Consider the following 16,032-nt stretch of genomic DNA (forward strand, 5'->3'; position numbering starts at 1 on the left):
TTTTTCGACAGCTCCGTTATCATATCATCCTCCCCTCCTTCTGTCAACGCTTTTTTTCCACAACTTTTCCACATTTTCAACTTACTTTTGGGGATTTATGGGGATAACTTACCTGTCTTTTATGTTTTCCACAATGTTTGTGTGTTTACGAAAAAGAAAACAGGCAGTTTGTCCATCAGATTCATTTCTTTCTCTGTTCCAAAACTGCCTGTTTTCTTATTTAGAGATACTGTTTATTTCATTTTTCTGCGTTTCATCACCATTGCCATGGCCGCCAATGCCATCATCGCTGTACCTGCCGGGAGCACAGCAACTGCTCCGTCTCCTGTTTTTACGGATTTCTCAGCATTCTTCTTTGCATTGCTGTTCACTGTACTTGTCGTTTCTTTATTTCCGGATGCAGCATTTGCGACTGTCTTTGACGCATCTGCCAAAAGAGTATCCGTTTTCTCTTCTTTTGTCCTTGTGGAAACCGGAACTAATTTTGCCATTGCATTTTTCAGCCCATCCTCTGCTGCTGTGACTTCTTCTTTAGTGGCCTGTGCATTTTCATATGCTGTTTCTGCCTGTGCGATCGCTGCTCGCAGTACTCCAAATCCTGCTGGTTCATAATCTTTCTCGGACAGACTTTCTGCCTGGCCAAGCAGTTTCTCTAAAGCATCTTTATCCGGTTTTCTTCTCAATTCACTTAATGCCTTCAAAAGCGCTTTGCCTGCCTCATCCACTTCCGGCTGCATGGCATTTCCGTCATCATAAACTGTCTGCGCTTTTAAAAGTGCATCGTCAAATTCTTTCTGTCCGATTTCCAGGAAATCTTTCAGGTCAATCGTTTTTGCAAATGCTATAATCTTTCCAAGGTCTGTCTTATCTCCTTGTTTGAAAGAGAGATACTGCATCAAAGTGACAATCTCCTGCCAGCTTTCATCTACCATTTCCTGAGTGATCGTTGGATCCCCTGCTGCAGCTTTTGCAAGAATCTCTTCTCCCCTTGCGATCGCTGCATCCAGTTTTTCCACTACGGATTCCAGCACCCCTGTTTTGTCCGTCTCTTTTGCCAGTTTCAGTGCATATTCCAAAACTGCTGTGGAAATGTTGCTTTCTTTCCATTTTCCATACAGAGCCATATCTTCTGTGACAGTGGATGCAAAATCCCATTTTTGGGTGTATGCATTGTCCACATACCATCCGTCAAGTACATATCCGGGATTTGCGTCCAGTTTATATGCATCGACTGTCTTTCCTTTTGTCACGGCAACTTTATATGTCTCCTCTCCAATATGGAAGGATACGTTTGCCACAAATCCAGAAAGCATTTCCGGAAGATTTCCGACTGCTGACTCATAAAATTCCAAATCTGTCTTTTTTTCAACCTCTTCCTCTGTTGCAACCTGATCAGTTCCAAAATAAACTTCTTCTAATTTTCCTACTTTGCCGCCTGTCACAGACGCATTGATATACTCTACATCTGCGTTGTCCTCAAGATAACCGTCTGTTCCGACAAACAGATCGTCCACGCGGCCTCCATCCATGCTGAAATTGAGACTGTCCACTGTACCTCTTGCAGCTCCATACACGGTATTTACATACATATCACCTGTAACATGTACATACATATCACCGGATGTTCCATTTGCACCTGCAATCAAAAGAAATTGTTGCACTTCTCCTGCATTTAGCTCAATTCTCGTTTCCTCTGCAGCTTGATATGCCATACCTCCACCGTAAATTGCCTGCAAAACGCCGCCGTTTACATTGACAGCAGCATGCTCTAAGACACATTCATTTTGATGGTCTTGTGTTGTCGGACAGGAATCAATTCCGTGTCCGAAACCAATGGAACCTGCATACAAATTGGTGATCTGGCCGCCGTTTATTGTGACAGTGCCGTTCACCGTATGGCTTTTGTGAAGACCACCTGCGCTTAAAATATGGATCAGCCCGCCATTGACTGTGATATTCGAACTTTCTACAACTTCATCGGAGTTGTGGGAACCGCCGAAAATGTAAAGCCTGCTGCCATCTGCTGCCAGGTATTCTCCTCCATCCCAGCTTATGAGCACGGAATAGATCCCCTCTTCTCCTTCTGAAACAGTGATCGGAGTTCCGTTCGCAAAAAAGCAGGTCCATCCATTCAATGTTTCCACAGATGGGCCTCCCTCCAACTCCTGCATCAAAGCAGCATTGGCGTTTCTCGTGGCCATACTTTGTATCTCGTCATTCCAGACACCTTGTCCATTCTCGCTTACATAATCCGGTATCCCTCGTCCTCCCTGTGCCGCCTGTGCTGCCTTTCCCGGAACGAAAGCTGCGCCCATCAGTGTCAGGACCATACAGAATGCTGCAAGCACACTACACACTTTTTTCATAAGCCTCTTCCTCCTTTTTCTATTTCTTCTATTATACTTCCGAAAAATTCTGGAATCAAGCAATATATATCTAAGAAATCAGACGCACCGCCTCGCTTATATTTTTTACTGCAATAATACCGATTCCCTTTATATTCTGAACCGCTTTTCTTGACACCTCCGGAAGGATGCATGTCTCAAATCCCAATTTTTTTGCCTCTGCCACTCTCTGCTCCGGCATGCTGACTGCACGCACTTCCCCGCTTAATCCGACTTCCCCGAATACGATCGTCTTCTCATCGATAGGACGGTTTTTAAAGCTGGACGCAATAGCCATGACAATGCCAAGGTCAATCGCCGGTTCACTGATCTTCACTCCGCCTGCAATGTTGACGTAAGCATCGCAGCCTGAAAGCTGCATTCCAAGCCGTTTCTCCAGAACAGCCATCAAAAGATTCACACGGTTGTAATCTGTCCCTGCTGCAGTCCGTCTTGGCATTCCAAAATTACTGTGGCAGACAAGAGCCTGGATTTCCAAAAGGATTGGTCTTGTCCCCTCCATAGAACAGGCGACAACCGATCCGGACGCGTGCTCTGGTTTTCCCTCCAGCATGAATTCCGAAGGGTTTGCAACCTCCACAAGCCCTTCCTGGCGCATTTCAAACACTCCGATTTCATTTGTGGAACCAAAGCGGTTTTTCACGCCTCTTAAAATGCGGTAGGAGGCATGACGCTCTCCTTCAAAATACAACACCGTGTCCACCATATGTTCCAGCACACGTGGTCCTGCCACAGTACCTTCCTTTGTGACATGCCCAACAATAAAGATCGTGATGCCAAGCACCTTGGCCAGTCTCATAAAAACACCCGTCGCCTCCCTTACCTGGGAAACACTACCCGGAGCGCTTGCCACCTCTTCACTGTACATTGTCTGAATGGAATCGATCACCACGATCTGTGGTTTTTCCTTTTCGATCAGATTCTGGATGAGCGTCAAATTTGTCTCACAGAATAATTTCAGAGTGTCAGAAAATTCTCCCAGCCGGTCCCCCCTCATTTTAATCTGAGCCGCAGATTCTTCCCCCGAAATATAGAGCAGCTCTTTTCCTGCCCGGGAAAGTTTTTGGCAGACCTGCAAAAGGAGCGTGGACTTTCCAATACCCGGATCTCCCCCCACAAGCACAAGAGATCCTTTGACAATCCCCCCTCCAAGCACCCGGTCCAGTTCATGAATACCGGTGTGGATCCTCTCCTCGTCCGATGCAGACACCTCTTTCAATTTGACTGCCGAAACATTCCCTCTGTTTCCTCCGACAGGCGTGTCTTTCACCTGCACCTGAAGTTCCTCTACAAACGTATTCCATTCTTTGCAGGCCGGGCACTGTCCAAGCCATTTCTTTTCTTCATGTCCGCAGTTTTGACAATAAAAAACTGTCTTTTTCCCTTTTGCCATATATCCCTTTCCTTTCTGATTTGATCACATTGATGGAAGAACAAAGTGGGCAAGCCCACTTCAACTCCCCCCTCCCCTCACTCATGAGGGGCCCTCCACTTTGCGCGCCGCCGCAATACCGCAAAGCGGTAAAGTCCCCTTTTGCGACGTGCGCATCCTCCCGGAGGGTTTTGTTCTATAGGAAATCGAAATTTCCTATAGAATAAACAAAGGGCACTGCATGTTTCACGCTGCAGTGCCCTTACGCTCTTTTGTCCTCTTATGTGTTTTTAAGCTTTGACGATCTTTACATCCACGCTGACATCTTCGCCAAGTTCTGCGCTCACGCTCAATTTTCCGCTCAAGTTGGTCTTCATCCTGCCCACATTGACATCATCCATATACACTATGTATTCGCAGCCCTCTTCAAGCTCCACTGTGATCTGTGCATCCTCTGCGCCTGACACAGTAAATGTCACTGCCTCATCTGTCATGTAAAAATCTTCCACAGCTGTTCCCGGAACGGATTCATATACGAACATTCCGTTCTTTTCAAGCTTTGTGATCTCTCGAAATGTTTTTACTTTATATATATCTCCCTGGAATTCAAAACCATCCAGTTTTGTCTTCTTATCCAGAGTATAATCTCCAAAACTCAACCCACCGTCTACTTCTGTTCTTAACAACTCTTTGACTACTGCCATTGCTTTCTTCCTCCTGCTAGGTACTTTTACATTTTTCTATTAAGAGCATCTTTATTATATAATAAACAGTTTTATTTTACTACCTATTTGTGTTTTTGGTTTGAAATTTTACTTTCTTTTTCACAACACTTACATCCACATCCTGCCCTGGCGCCACTTCATTTTCAAGAATTGCATCTGCAAGTGCATCCTCAAGCTCATTCTGCATAGCACGGCGCAGCGGACGGGCTCCGTATTTTTTGTCTGTTCCCACTTCCACAATATGTTTTTTCACAGACTCCTTGATGTGCAGGGTGATGTGCATCTGCTCCTGCACCCTCTTTTCAAATGCCTTGCACAGCAAAGTGACGATCCGTTTCATGTTCTCTTCATTCAGTGCATGGAAAACGATGATCTCATCAATACGGTTCAAAAATTCTGGACGGAACAGCTGTTTCACCTCATCCATCACGTTGTCCTTCATCTTTTTGTAGTCTCCGCTCTCATCTTCCTTGGAAACAAAACCAAGTTTCTTTGGCTCGATGATCGCCTTTGCCCCCGCATTGGATGTCATGATGATCACTGTATTGCGAAAATCGACTTTTCTTCCCTGAGAATCTGTGATATGGCCGTCATCCAGCACCTGCAGCAAAATATTGAATACATCCGGATGCGCCTTCTCGATTTCATCAAACAAGATCACGGAATACGGGTGGCGTCTTACCTTTTCGCTCAACTGTCCTCCATCCTCATGACCTACATATCCCGGAGGAGACCCGATCAGTTTTGCAACACTGTGTTTTTCCATGTACTCGGACATATCCACACGGATCATGGATTCTTCATCACCAAACAATGCCTGGGCAAGCGCTTTGGAAAGCTCTGTCTTTCCAACACCCGTCGGGCCCAAAAAGAGAAAGGACCCAATCGGTCTGTTCGGATCTTTGAGTCCGATCCTTCCTCGTTTCACTGCTTTTGCCACTGCTGTCACAGCCTCATCCTGGCCGATGACACGTTTATGCAGAACTTTTTCCAGATTTTTCAGGCGCATACTCTCTGTCTGAGCAAGGCGCTGTACCGGAATCTTTGTCCATGCAGATACCACATCTGCGATATTTTCCTCTTTGATGCACAGTTCTTTTTTGGCGTTTCTTCCATGGAATCGCTTTTTAGCGTCCTCATATTTTTTCTCCACTTCCTTCTGCTCTTTCTGCAAAAGGGACGCTTCCTCAAAATCTCCTCTTCGAATACTCTCTTCTTTTTCTCTTATGAGTCTGTCATTTAACTCTTCCAGTGTTTTTAACTGCTGAGGTACTTTAAACCCTGCCAGGCTGACTTTGGAGCACGCCTCGTCCAGGACATCCAACGCTTTATCCGGCAGAAACCGTTCGTTGATATAGCGTTTGGAGAGCTCCACAGCAGCTTTGAGCGCCTCATCTTCAATCTTCACATGGTGATGTGTTTCGTATTTTCTTCTGAGCCCTTCCATGATGGCCATGCACTGCTCCTGTGTCGGTTCCTCCACAGTCACTGGCTGAAACCTTCTCTCAAGGGCAGCATCCTTTTCAATATATTTCCTGTATTCTGTGATAGTCGTGGCTCCGATAAGCTGGATCTCCCCTCTTGCCAGAGATGGCTTGAGAATGTTGGATGCGTCTATTGCCCCTTCCGCACCTCCTGCGCCGATGATGGTGTGCAACTCATCCAGAAAGAGAATGACATTTCCTGCTGTCTTTACTTCCCGCACAAGCCCTTTCATGCGTTCCTCAAATTCACCTCTGTACTTTGATCCAGCGATCATGCCGGACAGATCCAGCGTTTTTATCCGTTTGCCTTTCATTCCCTCGGGCACAGTTCCATCCGCGATCCTCATGGCAAGCCCCTCGATGATGGCTGTTTTCCCTACTCCCGGCTCCCCGGTCAGACACGGATTGTTCTTAGTCCTTCTGCAAAGGATCTGCATCAGTCTTTGTATCTCCTCCTCACGGCCAATGATCGGGTCCAGTTTTCCCTCCTGGGCCTGCACAGTTAAATCCGTAGTGTACTGTTCTAAAACGCCGCCCTTTCTTGCATCCTCCTGCATGGACTCCGCATATTCCCTTGGATCAGCTCCAAGCACAGACAAGATATCCTGATAAATCTTCTGCAGGTTGATGTTCAATGTGAGCAGAATCCGGGCGCCCACGCACTCCACATCTTTTAACATGGCAAGGAGCATGTGTTCACTCCCGATTTTTTCCGCTTTAAATCTCAAGGCTTCATTCTGACTCTCCCGCAGAATATAATCCATCCTTGGACTGTTCTCTAATTTTATGCCATTTTCCTTTTCTCCCACCGGGGAGACAAGCTCATCCACAACCCGGTAAATGTCTTCCTCCTTTACGTGGTTCATGGCCAGCACCTGCGCAGCCACACCCGTATAGACCTTGCGCAGCCCCAAAAGAAGATGTTCAGTCCCTATGTACGGATGGTCCAATTGCTTTGCGATCATCTTTGCTGTCTTTAACACTTCCTGGGCCTGTTTTGTATAATTCATCTGTTACCTCCTGCTATTCATATTCTTCAAAAATCTCGTCAACAAGCGCATGTACTTCCTCCCTGGAAATCTGCTTACACCTTGCCTTTGCAAGCTGGATCCGCATCTGCTCCTTTAAGTCCTCCACTGCCTTTGCTTTGTCCGCATTGACCGCGATGACTGCGCCTTTTCTCCTGTCAAGCTGTATGAAACCTTCCTGCTTTAATACAGCGTACGCCTTGTTTACCGTGTGCATATTGATTCCCACATTCTCCGCCATCTGGCGCACAGAAGGGAGGGAGTCGCCTTCCCGGATAATGGAAGTGGCAATCCCAACAATGATCTGATTTCTGACCTGCATATAGATTGCCTCGTCGCTGTTGAAATCTATCTCTATCAGCATGTTCTTCACCTGCCTCTTTTTCCTTTGTCGATATGAAATGCCATGTGTTATATCTATATTATAACACAACTGTATTTTTGTCCAGAAAAAAACTTCCGCAGGATATTTCTTCCTGAAGAAGTTTTCTTATCTCTCTTACAGCGCGTACCTTTCATCAATCAAACAGTGGTGTGGAAAAATAACGTTCCGCCGTATCCGGAAGAATTGTCACGACAGTCTTGCCTTTTCCAAGTTTTTTTGCAAGACGAAGGGCTGCAACTGTATTGGTTCCGCTGGAAATCCCGCACAGAAGTCCTTCTTCCTTTGCAAGTCTTTTTGCCATTCCAAGCGCTTCCTCATCTGTCACGATCGTAATCTCATCGTAGATTTCTCTGTTCATAATACCTGGAATGATTCCGTCTCCAATGCCCATCTGAACATGGGTGCCGACCTTTTTTCCCGACAAAATCGCTGCATTTTCCGGCTCCGCCACCCAGATTTCAATATCCGGCCACGCTGCCTTCAACACTTCGCCCACTCCTGTAATAGTTCCCCCTGTTCCAAATCCGCAGCAAAAACCATCAATCTTTTTTCCTGCCTGCGCAAGTATCTCGGCTCCTGTCCCCATTCTGTGAGCTTGTGCATTGGCCACGTTTTCAAATTGCTGCGGAACGAAAACATTCGGGTTTTCCCGTTGCATCTTTAATGCTTCCTTGAGACAGTTTTCAATGCATTCCCCAATATTCCCTGCATCGTGTATCAGCTTTACCGTGGCCCCGTACTGCTCCACCAGTTTCTGCCTTTCCTCACTCACGGAATCCGGCATGATGATGATCGTCTTATACCCTTTCACCGCGCCGATGAGTGCAAGCCCAATCCCCTGATTGCCGCTTGTCGGTTCCACGATAATCGTATCTTTATGGATCAATCCTTCCTGTTCTGCTTTTTCAATCATATTCAAAGCGGTCCTTGTCTTGATAGATCCGCCGATATTGACTGCCTCAAATTTCACAAGGACTTCCGCGTCATTTTCGCCCGTAAGATGTGCAAGGCGGATCAATGGCGTATTTCCGACTGCTTCCAGCACATTTTGATATATCATGTCTTTACCTTCTTTTTTATTAATATATGAAACTCTGATTATGATTGTACCACGCCACATTTCAGAATTCCATAGAAGAAAGGGTGATGCGAAATTTTTCTTCGCAGCACCCTTTCTTTTTTACGCTTCATCAATTGCTTTTCCAATATCGTTTCTCTTATATTTGTTTGCAAATTGTACCCACTCTGTCGCTGCATATGCATTCTTTCTTGCTTCTTTTAAGTCAGCCCCTTTTGCAGTGATCCCAAGCACCCTGCCTCCGTTTGTGACAATCTTTCCGTCCTGGAATTTTGTTCCTGCATGAAAACAATAGTACCCATCTTGATCCTTGAATTTTTCCAATCCTTCAATCGGGTATCCTTTTTCATACTTCACCGGATATCCGTCGGATGCGAGCACGACACAGACAGCCGCATTGTCCTCAAACTCCAGGTTCACTTCATCCAATGTTCCGTCAATGCACGCCTCCACCACGTCAATAATGTCGGTCTTCATTCTCGGAAGTACAACCTGAGCCTCCGGGTCACCGAATCTTGCATTGTACTCCAGCACTTTCGGTCCATCTTCCGTCAACATCAGGCCAAAGAAAATAATTCCCTTAAATTCTCTTCCCTCTGCTCTCATGGCGTCGACGGTTGGCTGGAAGATATGCTTTTCACAAAATGCTTCCACTTCTTTTGTATAGAATGGACTTGGAGAAAAAGTTCCCATTCCTCCGGTGTTAAGTCCTTTGTCCCCGTCTTTCGCTCTCTTGTGGTCCTGAGCAGAAGTCATGGTCTTTACTGTCTTTCCATCCACAAAGGAAAGCACTGACACTTCACGCCCTGTCATAAATTCTTCTATAACCATGCAGTTTCCGGCAGTTCCAAACTGTTTATCCATCATAATAGAGCGCACACCGTCTTTTGCCTCTTCCAAAGTATTGCAGATCAATACCCCTTTTCCAAGTGCCAGTCCGTCTGCTTTGAGCACGATTGGGAATTTTGCCTTTTCCAGATACGCCATCGCAGCATCCGCATCTGTAAAATTTTCGTAGCCTGCTGTCGGAATATTATATTTTTTCATCAAATCTTTGGAGAATGCCTTGGAGCCTTCTAAGATCGCTGCGTTCTTTCTAGGCCCAAAGATGCGAAGTCCTTCTCTTTCAAATACATCCACAATGCCGCCCACGAGTGGATCATCCATGCCAACGATCGTTAAGTCAATGTTCTCTTCTTTTGCAAACGCCGCCAGTTTTTCAAACTCCATGGCCGCAATATCCACACATGCGGCATACTCTGCAATCCCGGCATTTCCCGGTGCGCAGTAAATTTTATCTACTTTTTCACTTTTTGCAACGCTCCATGCAATCGCATGTTCTCTTCCGCCGCTTCCTACAATCAATACTTTCATGGCCCTCTCCTTATCTTTGTGCCGTATCAATGGCTACCAATCCATCTTTTACCGATACTTTTCCGTTTGCTATCAAGTCCACTGCTTTTGGAAGGATCTTCCACTCTGCTTCTTCCATCACGCGTTTCTGAAGTGTCTTTGGAGTGTCCCCCGGCTGTACTTCCACTGCCTTTTGGAGAATGATAGGGCCCGTGTCCGTTCCTTCATCCACAAAGTGTACGGTGGCGCCCACTACCTTTACCCCTCTTTCAAGAGCAGCTTCGTGGACTTTGAGCCCATAAAATCCTGTTCCGCAAAAAGAAGGGATCAAAGACGGATGGATATTGATAATCTGGTTTCTGTATCTTTGTATCATTTGTTCTGGAATGACTACTAAGAATCCAGCCAGAACAATAAGGTCTGGCTGCAATTCGTCTATTTTATTCAAAAGTGCATCATTAAAAATTTCTCTGGAATCATAATCCTTTGGGGAAACGACATATGCCGGAATATTGTTTTGTTTTGCACGCTCCAGGGCAAATGCGTTTTTATTGTTGCTGATGACTCCGATGATCTGTGCGTTCGTAATCGTTCCGCATTTCCCGGCATCAATAAGCGCCTGGAGATTTGTCCCTCCGCCGGATACCAAAACGACTACTTTTAGCATACTGTTACTCCTTTTTCTCCTGCTTCCACATGTCCTACAATGTATCCGTCTTCCCCTGCATCTTTGATCGCTTTCAATGTAGCGTCCACATCGTTTTTGTCAACTGCCACGAGCATGCCAAGTCCCATGTTGAATGTATTGTACATCATCTGCTCTTCGATATTGCCGTTTTCTGCAAGCATCTTGAAAATCGGAGGGATCGGATAGCTGTCCTTTTTTACAACAGCATGCATTCCGTCGCAGAGCATACGAGGAATGTTCTCATAAAATCCACCGCCTGTGATGTGGCTGCAGGCTTTGATCTTTACACCGCTCTCTTTGATGGTGCGCAGCGCTTTTACGTAAATCTTGGTAGGTGCAAGCAGTGCCTCCCCAAGTGTTTTTCCAAGGGATTCATGGTATTCATTCAAAACCTCTGGTTTCATGTCAAAAACTTTTCTCACAAGGGAAAAACCGTTGCTGTGCACGCCGGATGATGCCATACCGATCAAGACATCTCCGTCTTTTAACTCTTTTCCTGTAATCAGGTCTTTTTCGTCCACAACACCTACAGCAAATCCGGCAAGGTCATATTCTTCTACAGGATAGAATCCCGGCATCTCTGCTGTCTCTCCGCCGATGAGCGCTGCGCCGGACTGCTTGCAGCCCTCTGCCACGCCGCTTACGATTGTAGCGATCTTTTCCGGTTCATTTTTCCCGCATGCAATGTAATCCAGGAAAAACAGAGGCTCTCCTCCTGCGCATGCAATGTCGTTGACACACATAGCCACACAGTCAATTCCGACTGTATCATGTCTGTCCATGACAAACGCCAGTTTTAATTTTGTTCCCACGCCGTCTGTCCCGGATACCAAGGTTGGTTTTTCCATATTTTTAAATTTTTCCATGGAGAATGCTCCGGAAAATCCACCGATATTTGTCAGCACTTCCGGTCTCATCGTCTCCTTGATATGTTTCTTCATCAATTCCACTGATTTGTAGCCAGCCTCGATATCTACTCCTGCGCTTTTATAATCCATAATGTCTCCTCCATCTGTCCGCATTTTTCTTTCGCGGAAATTGTATTTTTACATCTGTTCCATGTATGCCTTGTATCCAAGCTTGTCGAGCTTTTCGGCTTTTGCCTGCACGGTCTCTTTCATTTCTTTTGTATATGCTTTCAGTCTTTCAAGCAATTGTGAATCAGAAGTTGCAAGAATCCTTGCAGCAAGGATAGCTGCGTTCATTCCGCCGTCGATCGCAACTGTTGCAACCGGAATTCCAGGCGGCATCTGGACGATGGAGTAAAGAGCATCCTGTCCATCCAGGTTTTTTCCTGACATCGGAATTCCAATGACAGGCATCGGGAAGATCGCCGCGCACATGCCCGGAAGATGTGCTGCCATTCCTGCTCCGGCGATGATCACCTTAAAGTCTTTCTCTTCCGCAGATTTCGCGTATTCAAAGAATACATCCGGTTCCCTGTGTGCGGAAATAATTGTCATTTCGTATTCAATTCCCAGTTTGTCCAGCATGTCGGCTGCCTTTGCCATCACCTTCATATCTGAATCGCTGCCCATTACAATTCCTACCTTTGGCATAATGTTCCCTCTTTTCTTTTGATTTATTATTTTTCTTATAAGTAAAACCCTATTTATAAGTTATTTTACTAATACAAAAGAGCCCTGTCAATAAGGGCCCTCCTGTTCAATGATTATTAATTCTAATAATTGCACATCCTCTTTACTTATGACCTTTTTCAAATTCATCCAACGGGACATTGAGCTCTAATGTTCCCTCTAGCACAAAACGGCCGTCTTTTAAGAGCATCTCTCTGCTCCCGTCTCTTTTTACCACCTCAATGGACGCAATCTCCTCATAAGGGATCGTGATATCTGTATGGCACTGAAAATATGCCTTGGAAACATCTTCTTTCCTGAGAATAGAGATGGAGTTGTCCTTTGCCACGATTTCTTTTCCGTCCGGATTATACACCCGGTTCTCCTCACTCCAGGAATAGCATGTATCGCCCACTGCAAAATGCGGTCCCATCTTCTCCGCGATCAGAATGGTCAGTTTATCCTCAATTCCATACTTCTTTGCTGTGACATAAGCAGTTGTGTTCGTGCCGATCGCAAATTCTCCAAGCGGAAGTGTCTTGTGGTTGTAGAGAATGTTGTCTTCTATATATTTCTTGTTTTCCTCTTCCGAGTCAAAATTTGTACAGTTATATTTTGTGATCTTTCCATCCAGGAACTGGAGCTCCAGATTTTTGTACTGCAGCTCGTTCAAATATACTTTGCTCACGAACAAGGTTCCGTTTGTGCCTTCCAGAACCGGGGAGGTGAATACTTCTCCCACCGGGATATTGACATCTGCCACACAGTTTTCAAAAACCGTCTCCTTTTTGGGATCCTTTGGCTTATAAAGCTGCACTTTTAAATCTGTCCGGTTTTCCCCTTTTCCAAGAATGTGTACGTACTCTCCCTGGTCCAGTACATCAATAAGTTTTTGCTGGATCCGCTCATATTTTTTTGCATCCAGTGTATTGATCTTGATGACCTCCCCGAAGATTTCTTTATAATCCTTCCCTATCTCCGGCACAGGATAAGAAATGATGGTAAAGCTTCTTTCCTCGCCTTTGATGTAATGGTTGACCATCTGACCTGCCCTTCCATCGTACATGACAGACAATTCCTTTTGCTTTTTATTGTAGCGAAGAGCATGCACACAGGATTTCGGCGAAAAAGGATGTTCGCCGAACGTCTCCATCACCGCAGGACCTGCGTATGTCTCTGCAATCTTTTTATTTTGTTCATAGACTGTTTTCTGAACTTCCAGTTTGCGCTCTATGAACCGTTTATCTAAAAACAACGCTGCATCTTCCTTATGATCATAATCGTACTGCTTGTTAGGCACGCCTCCCGTATATCCGATTTTATGCGTTCCTTTTTTTGTGAGCACACTCATACCCGGACGCAGTGCCACAGTTTTTAAGCCCATGGCGGCAAAATTCTCCATCGCGATCTTCACAACTCTCTCAAATCCTATCGGAAAACGAACCTCCACAATTTTCTTTTTTTCCAAAGGTTTATTGCCATTGACAAATCCCATCCGATAGCCTTCTGTGTAGACATCCGCCATTTTTTTAACTGTCTCTTCATCCAACGACAGTAAATATCGCGCTCCCAGCATTTCGTTTTGAGAAATGTATTCTCCATACTTGTAAAGATAGCGCAAATCCCCAAGATCGCTCTCCTCCACGATCTTGACGGCAAAGCTATCTGTAATCCCAAGCTGCTCTTTGATTCTGTCAGCAAAAAACACATCGCAGTAGTCACTTGCATACCAATAGAGCGTATCCTTGATCTGCTTGATATCCGGAGTCTGTTCTTCTTCAAAAAGATTATATATCTCTATGAATAGCTCATTGAGTACTGCAAGATAGGACAGTTTTTCTTCATATACATAGGCGATCGCCCCGCGAAGTTCTGTATACAAAAAGGACAGAACAGCCCCGTACTCTTCCCCAATCTTTTCCGCTGCATAATCCGGGTTTGCATAGCTGCACTCATAGTTTCCCGGCAGAATGTCCTGGTAGAGAAGTTCATTTTCTCTTTGGCATTCTTCCAAAGAAAGCTCCCCGCCCTGTCTTAGCCTTCCGTGGACACTGTCGATCATAAGAAGAAAACGGGCAGTTTTTTGAAAAAAAGCGCGATAAGGCTCTGCCACTGTCTCCTCATCCAGACATTCTCTGATTCGTCCGATGGAAAGCTCATACCTTTCCAGAACCTCCTCGTTTCCATGCTCATTTACGTACTCTGTCATTCTACACCAATCCTCCTACAAACAATGCTGTCAGTCCAACACCCAACAATGTATTACATACAATGCCGATCTTACATGTCAGGTACTTTCTCTCCCTTTCTTTGAATCCTCTTGCCGCTGTGATCACTCCGTACCAGGAAATGAGCCAACAGATCGCCCCTCCGCCGCCAATAAGCCCTGGTGCATTCCCCCTCAGCAGATATGCTGCAAGGACGGAAAGTGCAAGCACTATACATACGCACGCAGCCGTAACACAGGAATAGACGCCTTTTTTTGCAGCTTTTAATACCGGTTGGCCGTGTTTTTTTCTGCCTCGTCGGCTGTGCACTCTTTTTTTCCTTCCTTCCTCAGAGCTTTTATCCGTGTCTTTTTTTCTCATCGTAACGTCTCCTCACCGTATTGCATATCATGAATAAAATAAATCCTGCCACGCCTCCGACAGTGTTTAAAAATAAATCGTCCACATCGAACGAACCTACTTTTGCAAAAAATTGAAAAATTTCCACACAAAGGCTCACACCAAAGCTGTAAAATAATGTGGAAAAAAAACTTCTGTATTTACTTGCCATCGGAAGGAAAAATCCGAACGGCACAAAAATCAAAATATTCCCAATCAAATTGGTAAATGTGGCAAAAAAACCGAGCTGTTCCCGGTATGTCCAAAACCGTTTGATTTCTTTAAACAGTTCCAGATTATACCGGAAATCTCTCAGTTCTCCTGACCTTCCATACCAGTCCGAAAAAAGCAGAAAATAAATCAAAAACAAAACATACAGGAAAAACAGTAATTTCCCAAGCATGCGCATGTGTTTTCTTCTATTTGTGTTCAAACCAGCACCCTTTCATTAAAACGTCAATTCTTTCTTGTTCTTCAGCAGTCTTGCTCCGCCGATGACTGTCAGGACTCCTGCCACGACACCTGTCACGATCATAACAATACCAAGCGCGATGCTGCCTGCTCCCACGGTTCCCATAGTCTTATATGCTTTTTCTTCCATAATCAAAACCGACCTTTCTTACTTTGCTCCGTATTGTTTATAATATGCGTCAATTGCCGCTTTTAATGTATCGTCAATGACAATTTCTCCTTTGTACGGTTTATTGTAAAGGCATTCCACCACTTCCTCCATGGTCACTATCGCCGCTGTGTCAAATCCATAAAGCTCTTTCACTTCATCCAAAGCACATTTTTCTCCGCCTTTTCCTACTTCCATGCGGTTTAGGGATACCATAAGTCCCACGATCTTTACATCTGCTGCACCTTTTACCTTTGGCACTGTCTCTTCCATGGACTTACCGGATGTGGTCACATCCTCGATCATGATAACCCTGTCCCCATCCTTTAACTTGCTGCCGAGAAAACTTCCTTTGTCTGCACCGTGATCTTTCTCTTCTTTCCTGTCTGAGCAGTAACGAACTTCTTTTCCGTACAATTCGCTGTATGCGATTGCTGTCACTACTCCAAGCGGAATCCCCTTATACGCTGGTCCGAACAGCACGTCAAAATCATCTCCGTATGTGTTGTGAATGGCTTTTGCGTAATACTCCCCCAGTTTTTTTAATTGAGAGCCTGTCACATATCCTCCTGCATTCATAAAGAACGGAGATTTTCTTCCACTTTTCAAAGTGAACTCCCCAAATTTCAAAACCTTGCTCTCCACCATAAATTCGATAAATTCTTTTTTGTACTGTTCCATTTTTTCATCTCCCTTATTTTTTATTTACGCT

15 protein-coding genes are annotated in these 16,032 nt (G+C 45.1%); all 15 read right to left on the bottom strand.

Annotated features, from left to right (window positions below):
• Positions 1-233: 233 nt before the first annotated feature.
• Positions 234-2,366 (bottom strand): InlB B-repeat-containing protein, encoded by a 2,133-nt coding sequence (locus B5F18_RS07025; RefSeq protein ID WP_087156972.1) that lies wholly within the window; start codon positions 2,364-2,366, stop codon positions 234-236.
• A 70-nt stretch (positions 2,367-2,436) separates the two neighbouring features.
• On the bottom strand, positions 2,437-3,798 hold the full coding sequence (gene radA / locus B5F18_RS07030; RefSeq protein ID WP_087156973.1) for a DNA repair protein RadA: 1,362 nt from the start codon (positions 3,796-3,798) through the stop codon (positions 2,437-2,439).
• A gap of 269 nt (positions 3,799-4,067) precedes the next feature.
• A complete protein-coding gene (locus B5F18_RS07035) occupies positions 4,068-4,481 on the bottom strand; it encodes an endosialidase (RefSeq protein WP_087156974.1) in 414 nt (137 codons plus the stop codon).
• Positions 4,482-4,560: 79 nt separating this feature from the next.
• Positions 4,561-6,996, bottom strand: a complete 2,436-nt coding sequence (locus tag B5F18_RS07040) for an ATP-dependent Clp protease ATP-binding subunit (RefSeq protein WP_087156975.1) — start codon at positions 6,994-6,996, stop codon at positions 4,561-4,563.
• 13 nt (positions 6,997-7,009) lie between these two features.
• Entirely contained in the window at positions 7,010-7,378 is a 369-nt protein-coding gene (locus B5F18_RS07045; RefSeq protein ID WP_087156976.1) for a GntR family transcriptional regulator, read from the bottom strand.
• 154 nt (positions 7,379-7,532) lie between these two features.
• Positions 7,533-8,459 (bottom strand): cysteine synthase A, encoded by a 927-nt coding sequence (cysK, locus tag B5F18_RS07050; protein ID WP_087156977.1) that lies wholly within the window; start codon positions 8,457-8,459, stop codon positions 7,533-7,535.
• Between the two features lie 120 nt (positions 8,460-8,579).
• On the bottom strand, positions 8,580-9,851 hold the full coding sequence (gene purD, locus B5F18_RS07055) for a phosphoribosylamine--glycine ligase (protein ID WP_087156978.1): 1,272 nt from the start codon (positions 9,849-9,851) through the stop codon (positions 8,580-8,582).
• Between the two features lie 10 nt (positions 9,852-9,861).
• The gene (gene purN / locus B5F18_RS07060) at positions 9,862-10,497 is read right to left on the bottom strand and encodes a phosphoribosylglycinamide formyltransferase (RefSeq protein WP_087156979.1); all 636 of its coding nucleotides are present in this window, start codon (positions 10,495-10,497) and stop codon (positions 9,862-9,864) included.
• Positions 10,491-11,516 carry a phosphoribosylformylglycinamidine cyclo-ligase gene (purM, locus tag B5F18_RS07065; protein ID WP_087156980.1) on the bottom strand — a complete coding sequence of 342 codons (1,026 nt, stop codon included), beginning with the start codon at positions 11,514-11,516 and terminating at the stop codon, positions 10,491-10,493. The genes purN and purM overlap by 7 nt, the downstream gene beginning before the upstream one ends.
• 48 nt (positions 11,517-11,564) lie before the next feature.
• Positions 11,565-12,077 carry a 5-(carboxyamino)imidazole ribonucleotide mutase gene (purE, locus tag B5F18_RS07070; RefSeq protein WP_087156981.1) on the bottom strand — a complete coding sequence of 171 codons (513 nt, stop codon included), beginning with the start codon at positions 12,075-12,077 and terminating at the stop codon, positions 11,565-11,567.
• A 142-nt stretch (positions 12,078-12,219) separates the two neighbouring features.
• Complete coding sequence (locus B5F18_RS07075) at positions 12,220-14,304, bottom strand: aminopeptidase (protein ID WP_087156982.1); 2,085 nt, start codon at positions 14,302-14,304, stop codon at positions 12,220-12,222.
• Position 14,305: 1 nt separating this feature from the next.
• The gene (locus B5F18_RS07080) at positions 14,306-14,683 is read right to left on the bottom strand and encodes a hypothetical protein (protein WP_087156983.1); all 378 of its coding nucleotides are present in this window, start codon (positions 14,681-14,683) and stop codon (positions 14,306-14,308) included.
• Positions 14,661-15,134: a VanZ family protein gene (locus B5F18_RS07085; RefSeq protein ID WP_242955821.1), complete on the bottom strand. Its 474-nt coding sequence runs from the start codon at positions 15,132-15,134 to the stop codon at positions 14,661-14,663. The genes B5F18_RS07080 and B5F18_RS07085 overlap by 23 nt, the downstream gene beginning before the upstream one ends.
• Before the next feature lie 15 nt (positions 15,135-15,149).
• Complete coding sequence (locus B5F18_RS12600) at positions 15,150-15,302, bottom strand: hypothetical protein (protein ID WP_204217095.1); 153 nt, start codon at positions 15,300-15,302, stop codon at positions 15,150-15,152.
• 18 nt (positions 15,303-15,320) lie between these two features.
• A complete protein-coding gene (gene pyrE, locus B5F18_RS07090) occupies positions 15,321-16,001 on the bottom strand; it encodes an orotate phosphoribosyltransferase (RefSeq protein ID WP_087156985.1) in 681 nt (226 codons plus the stop codon).
• Positions 16,002-16,032 lie beyond the last annotated feature (31 nt).

It is taken from the genome of Lachnoclostridium sp. An181 (genome assembly GCF_002160325.1).
Classification (GTDB): domain Bacteria; phylum Bacillota; class Clostridia; order Lachnospirales; family Lachnospiraceae; genus An181.

Excerpts from the sequence above, each read along its gene's own strand:
- purM (WP_087156980.1), bottom strand. The coding sequence starts at position 11,516 with ATGGATTATAAAAGCGCAGGAGTAGATATCGAGGCTGGCTACAAATCA.
- cysK (WP_087156977.1), bottom strand. The coding sequence starts at position 8,459 with ATGATATATCAAAATGTGCTGGAAGCAGTCGGAAATACGCCATTGATC.
- B5F18_RS07040 (WP_087156975.1), bottom strand. The coding sequence starts at position 6,996 with ATGAATTATACAAAACAGGCCCAGGAAGTGTTAAAGACAGCAAAGATG.
- B5F18_RS07080 (WP_087156983.1), bottom strand. The coding sequence starts at position 14,683 with ATGAGAAAAAAAGACACGGATAAAAGCTCTGAGGAAGGAAGGAAAAAA.
- purE (WP_087156981.1), bottom strand. The coding sequence starts at position 12,077 with ATGCCAAAGGTAGGAATTGTAATGGGCAGCGATTCAGATATGAAGGTG.
- B5F18_RS07045 (WP_087156976.1), bottom strand. The coding sequence starts at position 7,378 with ATGCTGATAGAGATAGATTTCAACAGCGACGAGGCAATCTATATGCAG.
- purD (WP_087156978.1), bottom strand. The coding sequence starts at position 9,851 with ATGAAAGTATTGATTGTAGGAAGCGGCGGAAGAGAACATGCGATTGCA.
- pyrE (WP_087156985.1), bottom strand. The coding sequence starts at position 16,001 with ATGGAACAGTACAAAAAAGAATTTATCGAATTTATGGTGGAGAGCAAG.
- B5F18_RS12600 (WP_204217095.1), bottom strand. The coding sequence starts at position 15,302 with ATGGAAGAAAAAGCATATAAGACTATGGGAACCGTGGGAGCAGGCAGC.
- B5F18_RS07035 (WP_087156974.1), bottom strand. The coding sequence starts at position 4,481 with ATGGCAGTAGTCAAAGAGTTGTTAAGAACAGAAGTAGACGGTGGGTTG.
- B5F18_RS07025 (WP_087156972.1), bottom strand. The coding sequence starts at position 2,366 with ATGAAAAAAGTGTGTAGTGTGCTTGCAGCATTCTGTATGGTCCTGACA.
- radA (WP_087156973.1), bottom strand. The coding sequence starts at position 3,798 with ATGGCAAAAGGGAAAAAGACAGTTTTTTATTGTCAAAACTGCGGACAT.
- B5F18_RS07075 (WP_087156982.1), bottom strand. The coding sequence starts at position 14,304 with ATGACAGAGTACGTAAATGAGCATGGAAACGAGGAGGTTCTGGAAAGG.
- purN (WP_087156979.1), bottom strand. The coding sequence starts at position 10,497 with ATGCTAAAAGTAGTCGTTTTGGTATCCGGCGGAGGGACAAATCTCCAG.